Source organism: Burkholderia sp. AU31652 (assembly GCF_002223155.1).
Taxonomy (GTDB): domain Bacteria; phylum Pseudomonadota; class Gammaproteobacteria; order Burkholderiales; family Burkholderiaceae; genus Burkholderia.
In genome coordinates this window covers 423745-443591 of sequence record NZ_NKFG01000005.1, presented here as the reverse complement: position 1 = coordinate 443591, position 19847 = coordinate 423745, and the positions used below count along the sequence as shown (strand labels likewise).

Sequence of the window (19847 nt, the reverse complement as noted above, 5' to 3'; positions counted from 1 at the left end):
GTGCGGCCGCGTCACGCGTTCAACACGGGCCGGCGCGCTTCACGCTTCGCATACGCACCGGGCGTCACCTGAAATTTCGCCTGGAACAGCGCGATGAACGACGACGTCGAGTCGTAGCCCAGTTGCGCGGCCACTGCGCCGATCGGCTCGCCCGCATCGAGCAGCGGCAGCGACGCCAGCAGCCGCACCGCCTGCCGCCATTCGGTAAACGACAGCCCCGTGTCCTGCCGGAAGAGGCGCGACAGCGTGCGTCGCGTCGCGCCGACCTGATGCCCCCATTCGTCGAGATTGCGCGTATCGCCCGGATCCGCATGCAACGCCCGCGCGATTTTCAGCAGACGCGGATCGCGCGGCAGCGGCACCGTCAGCGGCGCCTGCCGCATGCGTGCGATCCGGTCCGCGATCAGGCAGACGAGCGCACCGTCCGGCCCCGTCTCGTCGTAGTTCACCGGCAATTCGGCCGTAGCGAGCACCAGCTCGCGCAGCAGCGGCGTCATGCAGAGGATCGCGCAATCGTCGTGCACGTCGTCGCGCGCGATCGCCGCATCGAGATACAGGCTGTGGAACGCGACGCAATCGCGCGTCGACACCGCATGCGGCACGTGCGGCGGAATCCACATCGCATAGTGCGGCGGCAGCAGGTGCCGGCCCGACGGCGTCGATACCTCGAGCACGCCGCTCGTCGCATACATCAGCTGCGCCCACGGATGACTGTGCGCGTCGATGCTCACGTTGCCGGGAATCCCGAACGCACGCACATACAGCGGCCTCGGCAGGCGCGCCATCGGCGGCACCGCGTAAGGGTCACCCGATTGTCCCGCCAGCACCATAAGACGTCCTCCGAAGGTCATTGCACGAACGAGCGCGATGCTACCGTGGCGGCTCTTCTTTCACACGGCTTCCGCTCATGAGCGCTCATACCCGCACCACCCGCAAGACCGTCACCGCGATCCGTTCGACCAAGGGCATCGGCAGCCTCGTGTCGCTGACCGCGTATTCCGCGCCGATGGCGAAGCTCGTCGACGAGGTGGCCGACGTGATCATCGTCGGCGACTCCGTCGGCATGGTGCTGTACGGGATGCCCGATACGCTGCGCGTCACGCTCGACATGATGATTGCACACGGTGCGGCCGTCGTGCGCGGCGCCGCGCAGGCATGCGTCGTCGTCGACCTGCCGTTCTCGACGTACCAGGAATCGCCCGCGCAAGCGTATCGCTCCGCCGCGCGCCTGCTCGCCGAAACCGGCGCGCAGGGCGTGAAGCTCGAAGGCGGCAGCGAGATGGGCGACACGATCCGCTTCCTGACCGAGCGCGGCATTCCGGTGATGGCGCACGTCGGCCTCATGCCGCAACGGGCCAACGCGACGGGCGGCTTCCGCGCGCAGGGGATGGACCCGCGCTCGGCCGCGCAGGTGTTCGATGCCGCATGTTCGGCGGAACGGGCCGGCGCGTTCAGCGTCGTCGTCGAAGGGACGGCCGAAGCGCTTGCGCGCCATATCACCGAAACGCTGACGATCCCGACGATCGGCATCGGCGCGTCGCCCGCGTGCGACGGGCAGGTGCTCGTGACCGAGGACATGATCGGCGCATTCGATGCGTACACGCCGCGCTTCGTGAAGCGCTATGCCGATGCGAATGCGGTGATGCGCGATGCGATCCGACAGTACGCGCACGACGTACGGCAGCGTGTGTTTCCGGAACCCGCGCATTGCTTTGGGTATGGCAAGCCGCTGCAACTGATGGGCGCGGATGATGCGGCTGCGTGATGACGTGATGACGTCGCGAAGGCATTCGTGAACGCATGGCGAATGATGGTGCGATCACCTCACACGCGCTTGCGCATCGCGTGCGTGACCCGGGCGTTCGCTTCGAACTTCGCGCGATGCGTCGAGAAGAACGTCCGCACGTTGCGGACGTTCGATGCGCCGGTGAACAGCCGCCGCGCGAATTCGTCGTATTCGGCGACGTCGGCCAGATCGGCCACCACCACGAAATCCGGCCCCGGCGACACGCGATAGCACTGCGTGACGGCCGGCTCCGCGCACACATACGCCTCGAACGCGTCGTAGTCTTCGGCCGTCTGCCGATCGAGGCTGATCTCGATCAGCGCGGTGACGGCCGTGCCGATCGCTACCGGGTCGAGCACCGCGACCTGCCGACGGATCACGCCGGCTTCCGTCAGCCGGCGCACGCGGCGCATGCAGGTGGGCGGCGACGACAGCGCCCGCTCGGCCAGTTGCAGGTTCGACACCGACGCGTCGTCCTGCAGGATCGCGAGGATGCGCAGGTCGAGATCGTCGAGGGTGATGCCGGCCATCGGGGCTCCTTCCGGTCAGGGTGTGAAATTTAATTTCAACATGATAGATGATCTACCATTCGTTTCATTTGTTCTTGTATTTTGAAATTTAATTCCATTTGGCTCGCCCTACCATCGCTGTCACTGATCCAGACAGGACATTTACGGAGCGCGATATGTGTGGAATTGTCGGGGCGGTCGCCCAGCGGGACATCCTGCCGAACCTGGTCGACGGCCTGAAGCGGCTCGAATACCGCGGCTACGATTCGTGCGGCGTCGTGGTGTACCGCGACCGGGCGCTGGCGCGCGCCCGCAGCGTCGATCGTGTGGCCAACCTGCAGCGCGAGATCGCCGAGCATGCGCTGTCGGGCTACACCGGCATCGCGCATACGCGCTGGGCCACGCACGGCGCGCCCGTCACGCTCAATGCGCATCCGCACTTCTCGCCGAGCGACGCCAATGCGCGCATCGCGCTGTCGCATAACGGGATCATCGAGAACTGCGATCAACTGCGTGCGGAACTGCAGGCGCATGGCTACGTATTCGCGAGCCAGACCGACAGCGAGGCGATCGCGCATCTGATCGATCATCTGTACGACGGCGATCTGTTCGATGCCGTACGGCGTGCGGTTGCGCGACTGCGCGGCAGCTATGCAATCGCGGTAATGTGCCGCGACGAGCCGCATCGGATCGTCGGCGCGCGTGATGGCATGCCGCTCGTCGTGGGTGTCGGTGAAGGGGAGAATTTTCTGGCGTCGGATGCGATTGCGCTGTCGGGGATTACCGATCGCATCGCTTACCTCGAGAACGGTGATGTTGCCGATATCCAGCTGCACCGATACTGGATCGTCGATGCAGCCGGCCAGCGTGTCGAACGCGCGGTGCAGCGGGTCGCCGCGCATAGCGGTGCGGCCGACCTCGGATCGTATCGCTACTACATGCAGAAGGAGATCTTTGAACAGCCGCAGGCGGTGGCCGATACGTTGCTCGATGTGTCTTCGATCATGCCGGAGTTGTTTGGTGATGGAGCTTGGCGGGTTTTCAACGACGTCGATTCGGTGTTGTTGCTCGCGTGTGGCGGTAGTTATCACGCGGCGCTCACGGCGAAGTACTGGATCGAGAGCATCGCGAAGCTGCCGGCCAGCGTGGAAATTGCCAGCGAGTTTCGGTATCGCGACAGTGTGCCGAATCCGCGCACGCTCGTTGTCGCGGTGTCGCAGAGTGGTGAGACGGCTGATGTGCTCGGGGCGGTGCATGTCGCGAAGCGCAGCGGGATGATGCATACGCTCGCGATCTGCAATGTCGCCACGAGCGCGTTGATGCGGGAATGTGCGCTGCAGTTTGTCACGCGCGCAGGGATCGAGATCGGGGTGGCTTCGACGAAGGCTTTCTCGACGCAGCTCGTTGCGTTGTTTCTGCTGACGCTGTCGCTTGCGCAGGTGCGTGGGCGGTTAAGCGACGACGAGGAGAAGGAGCATCTGCGTGCGCTAAGGCATCTGCCGGATGCGATGTCGAAAGTGCTCGCGCTCGAGCCGCAGATCATGGCCTGGTCGGAACTGCTCGCACGACGCGACAACATGCTTTTTCTCGGGCGCGGGATGCATTATCCGATCGCGCTGGAAGGCGCGCTGAAGATGAAGGAGATTTCGTATATTCACGCGGAGGCTTATCCGGCGGGGGAGCTGAAGCATGGGCCGTTGGCGTTGGTGAGTGACGAGATGCCAGTGATTGCGGTCGCGCCGAACGACATGCTGCTCGAAAAGCTCCGGTCGAACATGCATGAGGTCAGTGCGCGGAATGGCCGGCTTTTTGTGTTCGCGGATGTGGACTGTGGGTTGGTGCCGAGCGAGGGGATCGAGGTGATTCGGCTGAACGAATACTACGGGCCGCTTTCGCCGATCCTGCATACGGTGCCGATGCAACTGCTCGCGTATCACGCTGCGCTGGCGCGGGGGACGGATATCGATAAGCCGAGGAATCTGGCGAAGTCGGTGACGGTGGAGTGAGGGGCTCCGAATCAGCGATTCGGGTCTGCTAAGTTGCATTAATTTCAGTTGCAGGCCCCTCCATGTGAATTCGGTTACGGGGGCTGACCTATCGCTGAGCCTTGTCGCACAAGGCGTAACCAGAACTATTGTCAAAGGGGCGCTGGAACCATTTCCAGCGCCCTTTTTTGCGATTGTCCGAGCATCCTGGCATACGTTGCATAGGGTCTCTGCGTGCTGAGTAATCATGCCGGCGTCAGTTTTCCACCTGCACCCCAGGCCGCAGCTCTGCTAGCGTCCAATGTCCCGAAACGAAGAATGTATGCCCAAACACGAGCCGGGCATCGCGAAACGTTCGGCGTTGCCGACGATAGTCTCCCGACGTTTCGTCGTCTTGTCGAAAACGTTTGCAACAGTATTCGTCAAAAAAACTGATTTCTCGGTATACGCTTTTGTAAACGAACGTATAACATCGAAATTTCAGAGCCCATTTCAAATAAAACACCAACTAAAGCAACTGCTTCGGTCGCGATAAATTCAGAGGGGACTTGACCAGTGACAATCATCCATGAAATCTACCAGTGGTCGAAGACTCTTTCGGCCTGGCAGCAAGACGCTATTGCCCGACTGTATGTAAATCGTGAGCTATCGCCCGAGGACATCGAGGATCTCTATGCGCTTGCCAAAGCTGAATCCGGCATCCCTGACGAGAACGGCCGAGTGGCCAAGAAGTTGGAAAGCGCCGAGGTCGCACCCCAGACCAATCCCGCCCGACTGGTCCAGATTGTCGCCGTCAAGGAGTTGCAGCACGTCAACGCCTTGGTTCAAGGCGGCCGACTCCCGATTTCGCCGACCGGCTTGACCGTCATCTACGGCGAAAATGGCGCTGGGAAATCTGGCTATTCCAGAATCTTCAAACACGCCTGCCGCGCGCGGGACCGAAGGGAGCCCATCCTCCCCAACGCGCATCTCGACCCGAAGGATGTCGGAATTGCACAGGCTGTGTTTGAGACTATCGTCGATGGCACGACCGTCGACTTCAAGTGGAAACATCGTGCAGAACCGCCCATACCGCTCGCCGACATCTCAATCTTCGACACCCACTGCGCCCGGGCGTATATCGACAACCAAGGCGACTTTGCGTATGTGCCGTACGGGCTCGATATTCTCGAAGGACTAGTAACGCTGTGCGGGAAACTAAGGGCCCGCGCGACGAAAGAGAAAACCGACTCGTCACCGAGCGATGCGGCGTACGCTACGCTCATCAACCAGACCACCGCCGTCGGTCGCGCACTCAGCGGCATATCCAAGAAAACCACCAGAGAAGAGATTGCGGCGCTGACCACGCTGTCGGACGAGGACGTCAAACGCCGAGAAGTTTTGACAAGGACGCTTTCCGAAGCGGACCCGAAGACCAAAGCTCGAGAGATTCGAAACAAGGCGCTACGTGTAAAGGGACTGAAGACACAGATAGAGACGAGGCTCGGGATTGTTTCCATCGAAAAGCTTCAGAATCTCCAGGAGCTTATTGGCAAATCGAACGCCGCGAAGAAAGTCGCTGACGCCGCCGCGGAAGCCTTTCGAAGTGAACCTGGTCAGTTGCCTGGCACTGGAGGCGATGAGTGGAAGACGCTGTTCGATGCGGCTCGCGACTTCGCAGCCATCTCCCACGCCGGCCACGATATTTCTGCTCTTGCTCAAGACGCGAAGTGTCCTCTTTGCCAGAACGAGTTGGGCGCAGAAGGTGCAGGCAGGCTGGGACGTTTCGACGCGTTCATCAAGGACAGGGTTGAGCAAGCCGCGAAGGACGCGCGAAACCTGGCGAAGGACGCGTATAACTCGATAAAGGGTGCGAAGCTCGACTTCACGATTGACGCTGCCATGAAGGAAGAGCTGAACACGCTGGACACACAACTGTTGCCGCTTTGCGAGCAATCGGAAGCCAGTTTGAAGACTCGACAATCCGAAGCGTTGCTCGCTTCCGGCGGCACCCTGTCGTGGGAAAAAGTGTCCACAGTGCCAAACGACGCCATCGTCCGACTCGGAGAGGTTTGCGACACACTGGAAACTCAGGCAAAGGCCCTCGATGCCTCCGCCGACGAGGTCGCCCGCACCAAGCTGGTGGCCGAGCGAACGGAACTCGACGCAAGGCACAAGCTCAGCGAAGTGAAGGATGCCGTGCTTGAGGCCATGTCGAAATACGAGTATTGCGCGAAGTTGCAAAAGTGCATCGAAGGGACGGACACGCGTGGGATTTCTCGTAAGTCAACAGACCTTTCCCGAACCCTTGCAAGTACGGAGTTGGCAGATGCTCTGAACGAGGAGCTCAAGAGGCTGAAGTGTCATGAACTGCAAGTCGTCATGAAGCCTGAATCGCCCGGCGGCCGCACGCAATTCAAGCTGACGCTTCAACTCCCGGGTAGCGCGACGCCTGCGGACATTCTCAGTGAAGGCGAGCAGCGCGCCATCGCTATCGCGTCGTTCCTCGCCGAAACTAAGCTCAGCGGTGGACGCGGCGGCATCGTCTTCGACGACCCCGTCTCGTCACTCGACCATCGTCGCCGATGGGAAGTCGCGGAGCGTCTGGTCGAAGAGTCACTCAAGCGGCAGGTCATCATTTTCACGCACGACATTTATTTCCTGTGCATTCTTGAACAGAAGGCTGACGAACTCAAAGCCACGCTCCAGCCAAATTACATCCGTCGTACCAGAGAGGGATTCGGCGCGCATTCCGAAGGACTTCCCTTCGACGTGCTCGGGACGAAGAATCGCATTGGCAAGCTTCGGCAGATGCTCGTGGAGATTCGCAAAGTACATGCCGCTGGAGATGAAGACGGGCATCGCGCGCTCACGGCGCGAGCGTACGGTGATTTACGCCTTGCTTGGGAGCGATGCGTGGAAGAAGTCCTTTTAAATGGAGCGATTCAACGCTTCGGCGAGGGTGTCTCCACACTCAAATTGAGAGAAGTCGTTGTCTCGGACGACGACTATCGCGCGATTGAAGTAGGGATGGGAAAAAGCTCAAAGTTCGAGCACGATGCCGCCGTCCGGGTCGGCAGGTTACCTATTCCGCACCCTGATGAACTCAGTGAAGACATTGAGAAGCTCGAATCTTGGAGAGACTTGGTTGTTCGTCGACGCACCGAAATTCGTGCGGCTAGAGGTTGATTCCAACCGATAACCGTGCGCTGTCAGAGATGCAATCCTGACGATTCCCTTTCTCACATCCAAAGGCTAATGTGACATGCTTGAAGAACTCTATAGTCGAATTTCGCCCGCCTGCTGCTACATAACTATCTTCCTTGACGACGAGAAAATCAGCGAAGGCACGGGATACGCGTACACGACCGAAGGTCAGGTTCTGACGGCAGCACATGTTGTGACCGGACGTTTCCCTATTCGGAGGGCCGACTACAGCACTCCAGAGCTGAAGATATTCTGCAAATTCCCTGGCGTTCCAGTAGCTGAATACGCGGTAGTTATGTGTTGTCCAGAGATACAGGTCTCGGGCTTTACAAGCAATGTCCAGTTGGACATTGCGGTGCTGCATCCGAAAGTTCCTTTCTCCCACAATATTCATTGGATACCAGTTCCACTGGAAACCCCTCGTCTCGGTCAGCGCGTTTTTATGGCCGGCTATTCAGAGGAGCTACGGCTCCCTTTCGATGTAGACCGACTGCTTTCTCCTGCAACGGAAGGGACAGATGCGTTCAGGGCCGCAATGGAAAAAGGATACCAGGCTGATATGACCGGCCCCCTCTTCAAGCAAGGGCGCATTGGAAACATCAGGCGCATTGTGGCGGGTGATGGTCGCCGCACGCTGGAGTGTGACGTCATGTATATCGACAACGCGATGCATACAGGCGCCAGCGGCGGCCCCCTATTCAATGAGAGGGGCGAGGCTATTGGCGTTCTGTCCCAACGAGCCGTAACAACTGTCGATGTTGGAAAAGATGGAAATACTCGAGTTCCTTCGGGGTGTACGGTGGCCATCAGCCTCTTGCCCCTACGTTTTGCTGGCGCCGAGGCCAGCACTGCCGCATAGCCACGCAAAGCGCTCACGCAGGGGCCGTGGCTACGTCTAAGCAATCAGGGTGCGGGCGCTGAATACTAAGGGGATGAAATGCTCAAACCAAGTGAATTCGCGTACTTTGCATACGGGTCCAACATGAGTGCGCCGCGGCTGTCCGACCGCATCAAACCAATTCGGCACATCGCGAACGGCTATCTCGATGGGTACCAACTCACGTTTGACAAGGCTTCCATCGATGGCTCAGGCAAATGCAATTGCAAGCACACCGGGGAACCAGAGCACCGCGTTTGGGGGGTTCTGTTCGCCATAGATGTTGGCAGCCTGCCCGCCCTGGACAAATACGAAGACGCCGGTCGAACCTATGAGCGACAAGAGATTCAGGTTCCGACAGACCAAGGAGTTGTTACGTCATTCACTTATTTTGCAACCAAGACGGAGCCAGGACTCAGGCCGTATTACTGGTACAAATATCACGTGCTTTATGGTGCCCGTGCGGCAAAACTCCCACCCGATTACATCGCGGCAATCGAGCAGATTGAGGAAATACAGGACCTCGACGCAGCTCGAATCAAGAAAAATCTGGCGGTTTATAGCGACGTCCAAGCGTAGCCGCTCGGATGTCACGCAGTGAGCTTGTGCTCGTAGTACGGCCGGTCCGTGTCATCGAGGACGGCCATAACCGAAATTATTGTAAAAGCAGGTGTTTTGATGTACAGGGTGTCCGCGCAAACACCGCCTCGATTGGGTGTGCCTGAGCGAGGCGGAGATGCCATTGATTTTTTGACGAGATCCACGCATAACCGGAACTGGCGGCGGCATGTAGCCAGAACTATTGCAATTTAGCAGGTCGGGCATGACGGCGCATAGCGCAGAAGTCTTCCGGAATGACTTGCCCGCATCGCAACCGGGCAACGGTCAGGCTGACGTCGCCCTGTTTCCGCTACATCACAATCCGGCCCGACGTGGCGGCGCCGCCGTATGCTGCGGCGTCAGCCGCGACCATGGCCCCGCCGATACTCCGCCCGAGTCTTCCCCGCCAGCTTGCTGGATATCGCGCGTCAAGCGAGCCTGACCGAGATACCCGAGAGGGTATGAGCCCGTTCCGCGAGATCGACAGATCACCTGCTTCGGCGGCATGCCCACATCGCTGGAAAAACGCTGCTGCAGCGTGCGCACGCTCAACCCCGCGCGCCCCAAATGTTCCGTTGCGTCCCCCTTCAACGGCCAAAACCTCGCGCAAGCAACTCGCTATTTCGACAGACTCAGCTTCTTCAACAACACCGCCCCACTCGCCTGACTCACGAGCGAAATGGATTCGACATCGAGATACAACCTCGAAGTTCTCGTCGTGATGTCGGTCGGCTCGTCGTTGTTCGGCTCGGCGTGCTCGACGTGTTCGGTCAGATACGGCCGGACCAGTCGCCCGGAAAGAGCCAACACAAATCCGCCCTGCGCTTGCGCGTACGCAGCGGGTGACAGCCTCACGCTGCCGCGCACCGTGGACTTCCTGCCTTTTCCGGGATCGAGTTCGATGATGTCGATCTGCTGGATATAGCCTTTTGCCTTCGCCTCGGGTGCGATCACGAGCCCTCGCCCCCGCGGCCCGGTAATGACCTTTCTGAGCAGGATGCCTGTCCGGCCTTCGCCGTCGGCGTCGACCAGATCGACGTTCACCTTCAACAGATGCTTCTGCGACTGATATCGCAGCCCGTACGACACCGGCACCAGGAAAGTGACCTCACGATCCAGGTTGACCGCGGCCAGGTCGGCGTTCTGGCCATGCTTGTCGGCCACGCCGGGGATCAGGCCGCGGACGCGATCGCTCAGGGACGGGGACGCGCTTTTGACGTGCAGCTTCTCCAGCGCTTCCCGAATCGCAACCGGATCGTCGCCGACGATCGGCCGTGTGAGCGACGTGTTGGCCGAAACGGCAGGCGCGACGCTCGCCGTTTCGTTGACATGGTCGGCCGCTGCACGCGTCGAGACCGGGGCCAGCATGGTCGCCACGGCGACGACGCACGCCACGTTCCGACGGCCCAACATGGATCTCCGGTGAAACACGACACACTCCTGATTTTCTGGCGAATCGGTCGACGATGAGATCGGCAGGCTCAAACGATCGGTAACGGTCCAACCGTTCGAGTTCACCGGCCCCCTGCGCGACACATCATAGGATCATTGCCAGTTCGACGGCAGGCCGGTGCGCCACACTATCGTATTGCCCAGACTACAACAATTCCCGACACGCGAGCAGCAGCGCGACGGGCGGGGGCAGTGACATTCAGTTGCCCGTCGCCGACCCACCCCGCACGAAATGATGCTCCACCTTCGTGCGCAGTACGCCATCGAGCGCGGCCAGCCGCTCGCGCAGTCGAACCGCTTGCCCCTCCGTCATTTCCCCGAGAACGATCTTTTGCTCGAGAACGTCACCACAGCGGGTGATGGCCCACCGATCGACCGTGGCGGTTTCGCCTTCGAGCACGGCAGCCGCGGTCGAGACGATGCCCGGATTCCGTCTCGACACGAGATGAACCGTATGCGTCAGCGTGAAACCAGGGAGGTAGTGTGACCAGTCTTCACAGACCGTCGGACAGGAGGCAGAGGTAGCTTGACGCATGGTTGCTCCGGATGAGTGGTTATCGAACCGGTGCCAGCCATGCTGCTCCCGTTTCGTTGCCGTAAATCGGCCGCATCGCCTCAGAGGCGTCCACCTTGCCCGGGAGGGCAGGTTGGCGTCGGAGAATCCGACTCTGGATGCTTGACTTCTCACGTTCGACATTCCGAACGTTGGTTCATTATACCGAAAAATGGGTGGTGGGCAAGAAATGGTCGGATGGCGCACTCGATCCGGCCTGCGCGTGGGAGATTCCGGACGGCCAGGCCCCCGATGCAAACTCACTTGAATCGGCGCCCTATTTTTGTAACGTCATCGAGAACCTTCTCCAGCTTACTGCCAGCGTGAAGAATTTTCGCGACGCCACGATCCCTCTCGATCTTGTCGAGCACGTTAAAATCGATTTCGAGAATCTTTGCAATCTTCGTTGCGAGTTCCTCCGAAATCGGCCGATGCCCGTTCTTGCCTTTCGGCGCAAGTATGTGACTAACGCGGGACATCGACCGCCAGCCGAGCCCTTCAGCCAGCTTCTTTTTAGTCCCCGCCGGCATTTTATGCAGCACCTCGATCAGATTTCGCCGCCAACGCTCCTCGGGAGGTAACTGAACATCCTCGATGGGCTCACCGGCGCCAAATATGAAATTTCGCTGAACCCTCGCCGCCTCGTCCTTGGCTGCTTGCTCCTGTAACAACTCGCGCTTTCGCGCTTCAATTCCCGAGTCGAACCCCGCACGGCCACGTTGGCGATTGCGCCGAGCCGCTCGAACTGAATTACCGAGCTTGACGAGCGCGGAACTATCACCGTTTTGTGCGGCTTTTACACATTCCAGCAAATGCGCCTCAAGAAAGGTCTGATATTTCTCCAGCCAGACTGCTCGCTCGGCACCTTGAGCGCTCCGGAATTCGTCGAACCTGCGCTGCAAAGATGCCGACAGCCCAGAGTCGAACCGCTCCTCGAGAAGACGTGCGAGTTCCCGTCCCACGCTCGTCCCCTGCGTCTTCGCCGAGGCGACCAGACGCCTCTTGAGACTCACCGGGATACGAGCAAACAGCGGCTCGGTGGATTCTTTGAGTTTATCAATCATGCAATCACTTTAGCATGGCTGTTCGAACCTCACGCCATGCCCTAGAGTCGCTCACGTCACACCCCGTGACGCACCTTTTCTAGAAAAAGAGGCAAATATGAGCAAACTTGGCATCGCAGAAGGCATTAAATTGCGCGGAAACGTCAATCGCATTACCGAAATCCTGGAGCGAGGTACGGTGCAGGATGCCGTCGCATGTTTCGCCCGGTGCGGCGTGACGTTGCAGGCAAGCGGTGGCGATATCCCCTTGATGCGCAATCTTCCGGAACTGACGCGTACGGCTGTGCCGAAGCGGGTGGTCAAGGATTATTTCGGTGCGAGCGGCGGCGCCGTCATGAATCCCGCGTAAGCGCATATGGCAACCGCCAGCGCGGTAAAAGTGGAAAGGAAAACGGGCCGCCTGGCCCGTTTTCTGTTTGATGTGCTCGACGATGCGATCTCGTATGAGCCGACGGACGACCCGCTGACCATATGAAGCGCGGCACCACGACGCCGTCAAAACACCGTATGCACCCCCACCCGCGCCACCGTCTGACTCGCGGAACTCGACGCCCCGTTCGGATCCAGCACGCCATTGACCTGCGCTTTCGCGCCGTTGTTCGCGCGCTGGTAGTCTGCCGACACATACACCATCGTCCGCTTCGAGAACAGGTACTGAAGCGCCACGCTGACCTGATGCGCGTGGTTGTTGTTCACTGCTTCATTGCCCTTCATGTACATGTACTTCGCACCGAGCACGACATCCGGCCTGACGTGCCACAGCCCACCGGCTTCGGCCATCCACACGCCGGCATCGTTGAATGAATTGCGCACGGTGGTCATCAGCGCATTCGCCGTCACGACACCGAAGTCGTAATGCATTCCGACGCCCCAGTTGCGCACGCTGGTGGACGGCACGCCGGGCGCGGGGCCGTATTTCTCGTTCGTGTACGCCGCACCCACGCCGAACGGCCCCATCTCGTAGTTCACCCCGGCGCTGACCGCATTGTCCGCGCCAACCGACCCGGCTACCCCACCAAACGCATACATGGCACCACCGGAAAATCCCGACACCGTCGGCGAACTGTACTTGACGGAATTCGCGATCGGTTTGCTACCCGCCGTGCGATCCCAATCGAATGCACCGGTCGGATTGTCCGGAAGCGCGAGACGTTGAAACGGGCCATCGCGAAAGCCGTACAACCCCGAGATATCCCGTGAAATCGCGTTGTTCTTCGAAAACAGCGAATCCACCATGAAGTCATACTGATTGCCGAGCGTGATACTGCCGAATCGGTTGCTTTCGAGGCCCACGTACGCATTGCGCCCGAAAATCCCCGTGCCGATGATCGCGCCGTTCGCCATCGAGAACTGGTTCACCAGCGCAAAGATCGCGCGATATCCGCCCCCGAGGTCTTCCGTGCCGCGAAAGCCGAAGAGATTGGGCGCGAATATGCCGTCGTCGAACTTGACGTTCTTTCCGCCACCTTCGTTGCTGACATAAGAGACGCCCGCGTCGATCAGCCCGAACATCGTCACGCTGCTCTGCGCCCATGCGCCCTGCGCCACGGCGAGAATCGCCACTGCTCCAAACCTGAGTTTCATTCCGTCTCCGTCTTTTTATGAAAAAGCGAGGCCACCACCTGCTATGTGGCGGGTGCTCGCTCGTTGCTGCACAAGGAATCGATGTCGTTCAGGTATCGATTACAAGACACCTGAAATATGATTAGCTTTACTGATCGACAAACACGATGGCCGTCGCATTGAACGGCCCTGCTCGCCCTTCATCAAATCACCGGAATCAAGCGCCTCGATAGACGACCCACGCGGCAGCATCCACCTCCACCGCCACGGCCTCCAGCGCCGATCCCGAGCACGGCCCGTCGATACACAAGCCATCGTCGAACCGGAACAGCGCGCTGTGATGGGCGCACATCAGCACCTGCGACCGATAGCAGGAAACGCTACCCGGCACGAAATCGAGCGGCACCGAAAAGTGCGGGCAACGATTCACATAAGCCCACACGTGCTCACCGCGTCTCACGACGATCACAGGGCGCCCGATGCATGCTTCGTCGACGACCCGCGCGCCGCCGTCGGGCACATCGGAAACGCGGCAGAGTTGTCGTGCGTCCATGATTCACACTCTCTGCTCGGGATTGCCGAGGCTCCAGTCCCACGGCCGCACCTCCACATGCGAGAACAACCCTTCCTTCACATACGGATCGTTGCCGATGAACTGCATCACCGCCTGAATGTCGTCCGCCTCCACGACGAGCAGCGTGCCGTTCATCGCGTCGCCGTGCGGGTCCAGCGTCGGGCCGCCGAGCCGCACCACCACGCCGTGCTGGTCGGCCGAGCGCAGGTAAGTCCGGTGAATCGGCCGCATGCGATCGCGCACGTCGCGCATGCCCGGCTGGTCCGTCGCAAACACCGCAAAAAATCTTGCCATGGCGGTCAGCTCCGATCGAGGACGAACGCATGCAGATGCCGCACGCGGCGCTGCATCAGCGCACGCAAGCGCGGCCCCGGCATGCCGTCGAAGCGGGCGACGACCGGCTCGGCCAGCGTGGCGTCACCGTCATGGTGGTCAAGGCTCATGGTTGTCTCCGTTGGCGTATCCGGCCACTCATTGCGGCGCGCGCCCTTCCCATGCGCGCTGAAGCAGCGCGCGAATCGCGTCGCGTTCGATCGGCCGCGGATTCACATATGGGTTGCGGCATGCGAGGTCGGCCGCTTCGTCGAGGCCGGCCTCCGGCATCCCGAGGTCGGCCAGCGCCGGCGCGATGCCGAGCCGTACGTTCAGCGCGAACAGCAGCGGGCCGGCTTCGGCCGCGTCGTTCCCGCCCAGCGCGCGCGCCACGCGGCGCAGCGCATCGGGCGCGGCTGCGTGGTTGTAGTGCGCGGTATGCGGCAGCATCGCCGCATGCGTCTGCGCGTGCGGCAGGTTGAAGGTGCCGCCGAGCGTGTGGCACAGCTTGTGATGCAGCGCCATGCCGACCGCGCCCAGGCAGGTTCCCGCGAGCCACGCGCCGTACAATGCGCGGCTGCGCGCGTCGCGGTTCGCCGGATCGCGCACGACCACGGGCAGCGCTTCGCCGAGCGCGCGGATCGATTCTTCCGCCATCAGGCTGATCACCGGATTCGCGTCTTCCGCGTACAGCGCCTCGACGGCATGCGCCATCGCATTGATGCCCGATGCCGCGGAAATGTCCGGCGGCAGCGACAACGTCAGCGACGGGTCGTAGAGCACCGTCCGCGGCAACACGCGCGCGTCGCGCCCGGTGCGCTTCAGCCGGCCTTCCGTGAGCCCGAAGATCGGCGTCATCTCCGAGCCGGCGTACGTCGTCGGCACGGCCAGGATCGGCAGCACCGATTCGAGCGCAATCGCCTTGCCCAGCCCGATCGTCGACCCGCCGCCGATCGCCACGCAGCAGTCCGCTTCCAGTTCGCCAGCCATCTCGCGCGCCGCATGCGCGACCTCGATCGGCACGTGCATGACCGCCTGCGCGCAGATGCCGGCCGCACGCTCGCCCAGGATCGCCGCCACGCGTTCGGCGAGCGGCCGCTGCTCGGGCGTCGACAGGATCAGCGCGCGGCGGGCGCCGAGCGTCGACAGCTCGTCCGGCAGCCTGTCGAGCGCGCCCCATTCGAATACCACGCGGGACGGGGTGCCCTGATAGACGAAGCGATCCATGGCGAACCTCAGCGCTTGAAGTGCGGCGGCACGTTGCCGTCGACGTTGACCCACACCGACCGCGCCTCGGTGTAGTCGTGCATCGCCTCGAAGCCCATCTCGCGGCCGTAGCCCGACTGGCCGACGCCGCCGAACGGGCTGCCCGGATTGACGCGCTTGTAGCAGTTGATCCAGCACATGCCCGCGTTGATCTGCGACGCCATCTTGTGTGCGCGCGAGAGATCCTTCGTCCACAGGCCGCTGCCCAGCCCGTATTCGGTTGCGTTCGCAATGGCCAGTGCTTCGTCGTCGCTGCCGAAGCGCAGCACCGTGACGAACGGGCCGAACACTTCTTCCTGTGCGATACGATCGGTCGCGCTTTTCGCCTCGATGACCGTCGGGCGCACGTAGTAGCCGTTGGCGAGCGCGGGGTCCTGCGGCGCGCTGCCGCCGGTGAGCACACGGCCGCCCTGCTCGCGCGCGACATCGACGAACGCCAGCACACGATCGAGGTGCTGCTTCGACGTCAGCGGCCCCATCTCGGTGTTCGCATCGAGCGGGTTGCCGATCCGGATCGACGATGCGAGCGCCACGAAGCGCTCGAGAAACGCATCGGCGATGCGTTCGTGCAGCACGAGACGCGAGCCGGCGATGCACGCCTGCCCCTGGTTGTGGAAGATCGCCCACGCGGCGCCGTTGATGGCCGCGTCGAGATCGGCATCGTCGAACACGATGTTGGCGCCCTTGCCGCCCAGTTCGAGCTGCACGCGCTTCAGATTGCCCTGCGACGCTTCGACGATCCGGCGGCCGGTGGCCGTCGATCCGGTGAACGCGATCTTGCCGACGCCCGGATGTTCGGCGAGCCGCTGGCCCGCCGTATGCCCATAGCCGGGGACGATGTTGACGACACCCGCCGGAAACCCGACCTCGGCCATCAGCTCGACGATGCGCAGCGTCGACAGCGGCGTGATTTCCGAAGGCTTGAGCACCACCGTGTTGCCGGCCGCGAGCGCCGGGCCCATCTTCCAGCTCGTGAACATCAGCGGAAAATTCCACGGCACGATCTGGCCGACGACACCGATCGGCGCGCGCTGCACGTAGTTCAGGAAGCCGGTCTCGACAGGAATCACCGAGCCTTGCAGCTTGTCGGCCATGCCGCCAAAGTAGCGGAAGCACGCGGCCGTGCGCGGCACGTCGAGCGCACGCGAATCGCGGATCGGGTGGCCGGTGTCCAGCGATTCGAGTTGCGCCAGCTCCTCCGCGTTGGCCTCGATCGCGTCGGCGAGGCGCAGCAGCAAGCGGCCACGTTCGGCAGCCGGCAGCGCCGACCATTTGGGGAACGCGCGCGTCGCGGCTTCGACGGCCAGGTCGACGTCCGCCGCGGTAGCGGCCGCGATCTTCGTGATGACGGAGCCGTCGTGCGGGTTCAGCACGTCGATCGTGCCGCGGTCGACGGCGTCAACGAAGCGCCCGTCGATGAAGAGTTGGGTTTGCATGAATCGTCCTCGGTGTATGGCGTGAAGCGCGAGCGGAAACCGACGCGCCGCTCAGAACGCGATCGGATACGGCGCGAGCTCGCCGCTCTCGTAGCGCTGCGGCAGGTTCGGTGTCGCGTTTTCCCAGACCAGCAGCATCGACCGCTTCGTGGAGTAGCCCTGATGCCGGATGTCGGCGGGCATCGCGCAGATGTCGCCGGCGCGCATCGTCACGCGGGCGCGCGGCGCGCCGGTGTTCTTGTCGCCGATGTCCCACACGATTTCGTCGGACAGTTGCAGGAACCATTCGACGCGGTCGTTGCCATGGAACACCGGCAGGATGAATTCCTCGGTGGTCGGGCAGAACAGGCTGCGCCCGCACACCGACGTGACCGACGGATTCCACGTCACGTCCGAACGCGACAGGTACTTGAACAGGTTGAATGCGTGCAGCTCGCCTTCGAAGCCCGGCTCGACGTGCACTTCCGGTTCGTCCTGCGCGACGTCGAGGAACGCGCGGTTGACCGGCAGGTCGTCGCGCAGCGGCGAATCGCCTTCGAGGCCCGGCATGCGGCGCGTCGCGATCCGCGTGCGCTCGATCGCCGAGCCGTTCTCGCCGTGCTTGCGCCCGAACGCGGTGCCGGTTTCCTCGGGCGCCGCGAACGGATCGAAGCCTTCGTTCGTCCAGTCGTGCAGCATCGCCTTGAAGGTCGCCATGATCGTGGGCGTGTCGAAGGTCTCGGTGTAGTCCACGCCGGCGTCCTTCAGGATGCCGTTGAAGGTGCCCGCATACATGTCCACCTTGCCGTAGTGGTTGCGCGTGCCGAACACGTGATCGAAGTTCACCCAGCCGTAGAAGAAGCCCCATGCCACGTCGCGCATCATCGCGCGCAGGAACGCGTCCGCCGGCATCGCGTGCGTGCGGGTCTGGCCTTTCGCGGGCCAGCTGATCTTCACGAAATATTCGTCGCGCTGGAATTCGAATGCGCCGAGCTGGAAGCGGCGGTAGCCGGTGACGGCATCGGCTTCGGTGGCTTGCACCAGATCGGCGGCGAAGCCTGCGGAGGTATCGAGGGTGTCGAGAGTGGCCATAACGTGTCTCCTGGAAGTGTCGAATGAGGTCGGACGAATCAGTGCAGGCAGATGTCGGCCCACTTCTCCACGGACAGCTCGCCCAGGATGGTCTGCACGAGTGCGACGCCCGGCTTGCCGGCGGTGAAGCGGTATGCACAGCCGGCCGGCAGCAGCGCCTGATGGCCCTGGCGCAATACGACGTAGCCCATCTTGCGGCCGGCCGGTTGCGTGCCGGCGTTCACGGTGCCGCGGCCCGATTGCGGCGGCGTATCGAGCTTGATGAATTCGATCCGGACTTCGCCATCCATCTGGATCACGAACTCGTCGTGCGCGCACGCGAACCACGGCGACTGACCGTCGGTCCGCAGCACTTCGATCACGTATTCGAGGTTCTTGCCGGCGACGACCTTTTCATAAGGGGCCGACTTCGATGCGACCTCGAAGACATTCGAGAACGCGTAGTGTTGAGCGCTGCCGCTCGTGATTTCGATCTCGCCTTTCTTGTAACTGTCGAGCGAGCCAAAGACGGTGTGGAATGCCGTGTCGGTCATTTCTGTCTCCTGAGTTGAACCGCTTGTTGGATTCCACTCTAGGGGCAAGGGACCACCGCAACAAGGCACGGGACGGCGACTACGGCATTTGCGTTTCGCGAATAATCCGCGCGCTTCAACGCACCCAGCCACGCTCCAGAAGGGGGCGATCCCACGGCGATTCGTCGCCGATGGTTTCCGCGAGGAACTCGACCAGCGCCTTCACTTTCAACGCCTGTCGCTGCGTTGCGGGATAAACCGCGGCAAAGCTCAGCGGCGCGAGCTGAAAGTCGGTCAGGATCGGCACCAGCCGGCCCGCGACGAGCGCCTCGCTCGCCACGAGCGTCGGCAGGCACACGACGCCGCCACCAGACAGCGCGTACTCGCGCAACAGGTGCACGGAGTTCGAGCGGATCATGCCCGGCAGCTCCATTTCGACGACCTCGTCGCCGCGCGTCATCGTCCAGCGGTTGCGCGACGGATAGCCCGAATAGAGCGCGGTGGTGTGCTGCAGCAAATCGCGCGGATGTTGTGGCGCACCATGCGCGTCGAGGTACGCTGGCGACGCGCAGAAGAGGCGCCTGACGGTGAACAGCCGCCGTTCGATCAGCGACTCGGAGATCGGCGGAAAGATCTGGAACGCGATGTCGAACCCTTCTTCGACAGGGTCCACGACACGGTCATTGACGATGACGTCGAGCTGGATGCCCGGGTAGCGCCGGTTGAACTCCACCAGCGGCGCGCCGAAGTGATCGAGCGCGAAACCGGGCAGCATCTGGATGCGCAGCCGTCCGGTCGGGGTCGCGCGCAGCTCGCGCATCTGGTCGGTCAGCTCGTTGACGCGCCCCACCACCTCCGCGCATTCGCGATAAAACGCCTCGCCCACTTCGGACAGGCGCACGTGGCGCGTGCTGCGATGGAACAGCGGCGCGTTGACGAACTTCTCGAGCTGCTGGATGCGGTTCGTCACGACCGAGCTGGTCACGCCAAGCTGCCGCGCCGCCTCGGCGAAGCTGCTCGCCTCCGCCACCCGGACGAATGCCTCGATGCTCAGGAACCGGTCCATACCGCGCCTTTTTTCGACAGCGAAACCGGCAGTCT

The 19847-nt window shown here is 61.9% G+C and carries 20 protein-coding genes and 1 riboswitch; of the genes, 6 read left to right on the top strand and 14 right to left on the bottom strand.

From position 1 onward, the window contains the following. Window positions 1–11: 11 nt before the first annotated feature. A complete protein-coding gene (locus tag CFB40_RS19545) occupies window positions 12–830 on the bottom strand; it encodes an AraC family transcriptional regulator (RefSeq protein ID WP_069250717.1) in 819 nt (272 codons plus the stop codon). A gap of 77 nt (window positions 831–907) precedes the next feature. On the opposite strand from CFB40_RS19545, the gene panB reads away from it, so the two are divergent. After that, complete coding sequence (gene panB / locus CFB40_RS19540; RefSeq protein WP_089432111.1) at window positions 908–1765, top strand: 3-methyl-2-oxobutanoate hydroxymethyltransferase; 858 nt, start codon at window positions 908–910, stop codon at window positions 1763–1765. 59 nt (window positions 1766–1824) lie between these two features. On the opposite strand, the gene CFB40_RS19535 is transcribed toward panB, so the two are convergent. Further along, the gene (locus CFB40_RS19535; protein WP_060312384.1) at window positions 1825–2316 is read right to left on the bottom strand and encodes an Lrp/AsnC family transcriptional regulator; all 492 of its coding nucleotides are present in this window, start codon (window positions 2314–2316) and stop codon (window positions 1825–1827) included. A gap of 155 nt (window positions 2317–2471) precedes the next feature. On the opposite strand from CFB40_RS19535, the gene glmS reads away from it, so the two are divergent. The 4 genes from glmS to CFB40_RS19515 all read left to right on the top strand — a co-directional run bounded on the left by glmS (window position 2472) and on the right by CFB40_RS19515 (window position 8922). After that, window positions 2472–4301, top strand: coding sequence for a glutamine--fructose-6-phosphate transaminase (isomerizing) (glmS, locus tag CFB40_RS19530; RefSeq protein WP_089432110.1), 1830 nt, complete (start codon window positions 2472–2474; stop codon window positions 4299–4301). Window positions 4302–4835: 534 nt separating this feature from the next. Then, window positions 4836–7448 carry an AAA family ATPase gene (locus tag CFB40_RS19525; protein WP_089432109.1) on the top strand — a complete coding sequence of 871 codons (2613 nt, stop codon included), beginning with the start codon at window positions 4836–4838 and terminating at the stop codon, window positions 7446–7448. Between the two features lie 76 nt (window positions 7449–7524). Then, the gene (locus tag CFB40_RS19520) at window positions 7525–8325 is read left to right on the top strand and encodes a S1 family peptidase (protein WP_089432108.1); all 801 of its coding nucleotides are present in this window, start codon (window positions 7525–7527) and stop codon (window positions 8323–8325) included. 78 nt (window positions 8326–8403) lie between these two features. After that, a complete protein-coding gene (locus CFB40_RS19515; protein ID WP_089432107.1) occupies window positions 8404–8922 on the top strand; it encodes a gamma-glutamylcyclotransferase family protein in 519 nt (172 codons plus the stop codon). A gap of 639 nt (window positions 8923–9561) precedes the next feature. Here CFB40_RS19515 and CFB40_RS19510 read toward each other — a convergent pair. From CFB40_RS19510 to CFB40_RS19500, 3 genes are all read right to left on the bottom strand, one after another. Next, on the bottom strand, window positions 9562–10356 hold the full coding sequence (locus tag CFB40_RS19510; RefSeq protein ID WP_256976849.1) for a hypothetical protein: 795 nt from the start codon (window positions 10354–10356) through the stop codon (window positions 9562–9564). Between the two features lie 238 nt (window positions 10357–10594). Next, the gene (locus CFB40_RS38715; RefSeq protein ID WP_179255107.1) at window positions 10595–10930 is read right to left on the bottom strand and encodes a hypothetical protein; all 336 of its coding nucleotides are present in this window, start codon (window positions 10928–10930) and stop codon (window positions 10595–10597) included. A gap of 42 nt (window positions 10931–10972) precedes the next feature. Next, window positions 10973–11076: riboswitch (SAM-I-IV-variant riboswitch) on the bottom strand. A 132-nt stretch (window positions 11077–11208) separates the two neighbouring features. Next, window positions 11209–12012, bottom strand: a complete 804-nt coding sequence (locus tag CFB40_RS19500; RefSeq protein WP_089432105.1) for a hypothetical protein — start codon at window positions 12010–12012, stop codon at window positions 11209–11211. 97 nt (window positions 12013–12109) lie between these two features. On the opposite strand from CFB40_RS19500, the gene CFB40_RS19495 reads away from it, so the two are divergent. After that, window positions 12110–12361, top strand: a complete 252-nt coding sequence (locus CFB40_RS19495) for a hypothetical protein (RefSeq protein WP_089432104.1) — start codon at window positions 12110–12112, stop codon at window positions 12359–12361. A 146-nt stretch (window positions 12362–12507) separates the two neighbouring features. On the opposite strand, the gene CFB40_RS19490 is transcribed toward CFB40_RS19495, so the two are convergent. From CFB40_RS19490 to CFB40_RS19455, 9 genes are all read right to left on the bottom strand, one after another. After that, on the bottom strand, window positions 12508–13596 hold the full coding sequence (locus CFB40_RS19490) for a porin (RefSeq protein WP_089432103.1): 1089 nt from the start codon (window positions 13594–13596) through the stop codon (window positions 12508–12510). A 196-nt stretch (window positions 13597–13792) separates the two neighbouring features. Further along, a complete protein-coding gene (locus CFB40_RS19485) occupies window positions 13793–14128 on the bottom strand; it encodes a Rieske (2Fe-2S) protein (RefSeq protein ID WP_089432102.1) in 336 nt (111 codons plus the stop codon). A 3-nt stretch (window positions 14129–14131) separates the two neighbouring features. Further along, complete coding sequence (locus CFB40_RS19480) at window positions 14132–14443, bottom strand: YciI family protein (RefSeq protein WP_089432101.1); 312 nt, start codon at window positions 14441–14443, stop codon at window positions 14132–14134. Window positions 14444–14448: 5 nt separating this feature from the next. Next, window positions 14449–14592, bottom strand: coding sequence for a hypothetical protein (locus CFB40_RS38710; protein ID WP_179255292.1), 144 nt, complete (start codon window positions 14590–14592; stop codon window positions 14449–14451). Between the two features lie 28 nt (window positions 14593–14620). Continuing rightward, window positions 14621–15688 (bottom strand): maleylacetate reductase, encoded by a 1068-nt coding sequence (locus CFB40_RS19475; protein WP_089432100.1) that lies wholly within the window; start codon window positions 15686–15688, stop codon window positions 14621–14623. A gap of 8 nt (window positions 15689–15696) precedes the next feature. Beyond that, the gene (locus CFB40_RS19470) at window positions 15697–17163 is read right to left on the bottom strand and encodes an aldehyde dehydrogenase family protein (RefSeq protein WP_089428385.1); all 1467 of its coding nucleotides are present in this window, start codon (window positions 17161–17163) and stop codon (window positions 15697–15699) included. A gap of 51 nt (window positions 17164–17214) precedes the next feature. Further along, the gene (locus tag CFB40_RS19465; protein WP_089428386.1) at window positions 17215–18234 is read right to left on the bottom strand and encodes a hydroxyquinol 1,2-dioxygenase; all 1020 of its coding nucleotides are present in this window, start codon (window positions 18232–18234) and stop codon (window positions 17215–17217) included. A 38-nt stretch (window positions 18235–18272) separates the two neighbouring features. Continuing rightward, window positions 18273–18767 (bottom strand): hydroxyquinol 1,2-dioxygenase, encoded by a 495-nt coding sequence (locus tag CFB40_RS19460; protein WP_089428387.1) that lies wholly within the window; start codon window positions 18765–18767, stop codon window positions 18273–18275. A 115-nt stretch (window positions 18768–18882) separates the two neighbouring features. After that, on the bottom strand, window positions 18883–19812 hold the full coding sequence (locus tag CFB40_RS19455) for a LysR family transcriptional regulator (RefSeq protein WP_089432099.1): 930 nt from the start codon (window positions 19810–19812) through the stop codon (window positions 18883–18885). Window positions 19813–19847: the final 35 nt, after the last annotated feature.

Excerpts from the sequence above, each read along its gene's own strand:
- CFB40_RS19545 (WP_069250717.1), bottom strand. The coding sequence starts at position 830 with ATGGTGCTGGCGGGACAATCGGGTGACCCTTACGCGGTGCCGCCGATG.
- panB (WP_089432111.1), top strand. The coding sequence starts at position 908 with ATGAGCGCTCATACCCGCACCACCCGCAAGACCGTCACCGCGATCCGT.
- CFB40_RS19535 (WP_060312384.1), bottom strand. The coding sequence starts at position 2,316 with ATGGCCGGCATCACCCTCGACGATCTCGACCTGCGCATCCTCGCGATC.
- glmS (WP_089432110.1), top strand. The coding sequence starts at position 2,472 with ATGTGTGGAATTGTCGGGGCGGTCGCCCAGCGGGACATCCTGCCGAAC.
- CFB40_RS19520 (WP_089432108.1), top strand. The coding sequence starts at position 7,525 with ATGCTTGAAGAACTCTATAGTCGAATTTCGCCCGCCTGCTGCTACATA.
- CFB40_RS19515 (WP_089432107.1), top strand. The coding sequence starts at position 8,404 with ATGCTCAAACCAAGTGAATTCGCGTACTTTGCATACGGGTCCAACATG.
- CFB40_RS19510 (WP_256976849.1), bottom strand. The coding sequence starts at position 10,356 with ATGTTGGGCCGTCGGAACGTGGCGTGCGTCGTCGCCGTGGCGACCATG.
- CFB40_RS38715 (WP_179255107.1), bottom strand. The coding sequence starts at position 10,930 with ATGCGTCAAGCTACCTCTGCCTCCTGTCCGACGGTCTGTGAAGACTGG.
- CFB40_RS19500 (WP_089432105.1), bottom strand. The coding sequence starts at position 12,012 with ATGATTGATAAACTCAAAGAATCCACCGAGCCGCTGTTTGCTCGTATC.
- CFB40_RS19495 (WP_089432104.1), top strand. The coding sequence starts at position 12,110 with ATGAGCAAACTTGGCATCGCAGAAGGCATTAAATTGCGCGGAAACGTC.
- CFB40_RS19490 (WP_089432103.1), bottom strand. The coding sequence starts at position 13,596 with ATGAAACTCAGGTTTGGAGCAGTGGCGATTCTCGCCGTGGCGCAGGGC.
- CFB40_RS19485 (WP_089432102.1), bottom strand. The coding sequence starts at position 14,128 with ATGGACGCACGACAACTCTGCCGCGTTTCCGATGTGCCCGACGGCGGC.
- CFB40_RS19480 (WP_089432101.1), bottom strand. The coding sequence starts at position 14,443 with ATGGCAAGATTTTTTGCGGTGTTTGCGACGGACCAGCCGGGCATGCGC.
- CFB40_RS38710 (WP_179255292.1), bottom strand. The coding sequence starts at position 14,592 with ATGAGCCTTGACCACCATGACGGTGACGCCACGCTGGCCGAGCCGGTC.
- CFB40_RS19475 (WP_089432100.1), bottom strand. The coding sequence starts at position 15,688 with ATGGATCGCTTCGTCTATCAGGGCACCCCGTCCCGCGTGGTATTCGAA.
- CFB40_RS19470 (WP_089428385.1), bottom strand. The coding sequence starts at position 17,163 with ATGCAAACCCAACTCTTCATCGACGGGCGCTTCGTTGACGCCGTCGAC.
- CFB40_RS19465 (WP_089428386.1), bottom strand. The coding sequence starts at position 18,234 with ATGGCCACTCTCGACACCCTCGATACCTCCGCAGGCTTCGCCGCCGAT.
- CFB40_RS19460 (WP_089428387.1), bottom strand. The coding sequence starts at position 18,767 with ATGACCGACACGGCATTCCACACCGTCTTTGGCTCGCTCGACAGTTAC.
- CFB40_RS19455 (WP_089432099.1), bottom strand. The coding sequence starts at position 19,812 with ATGGACCGGTTCCTGAGCATCGAGGCATTCGTCCGGGTGGCGGAGGCG.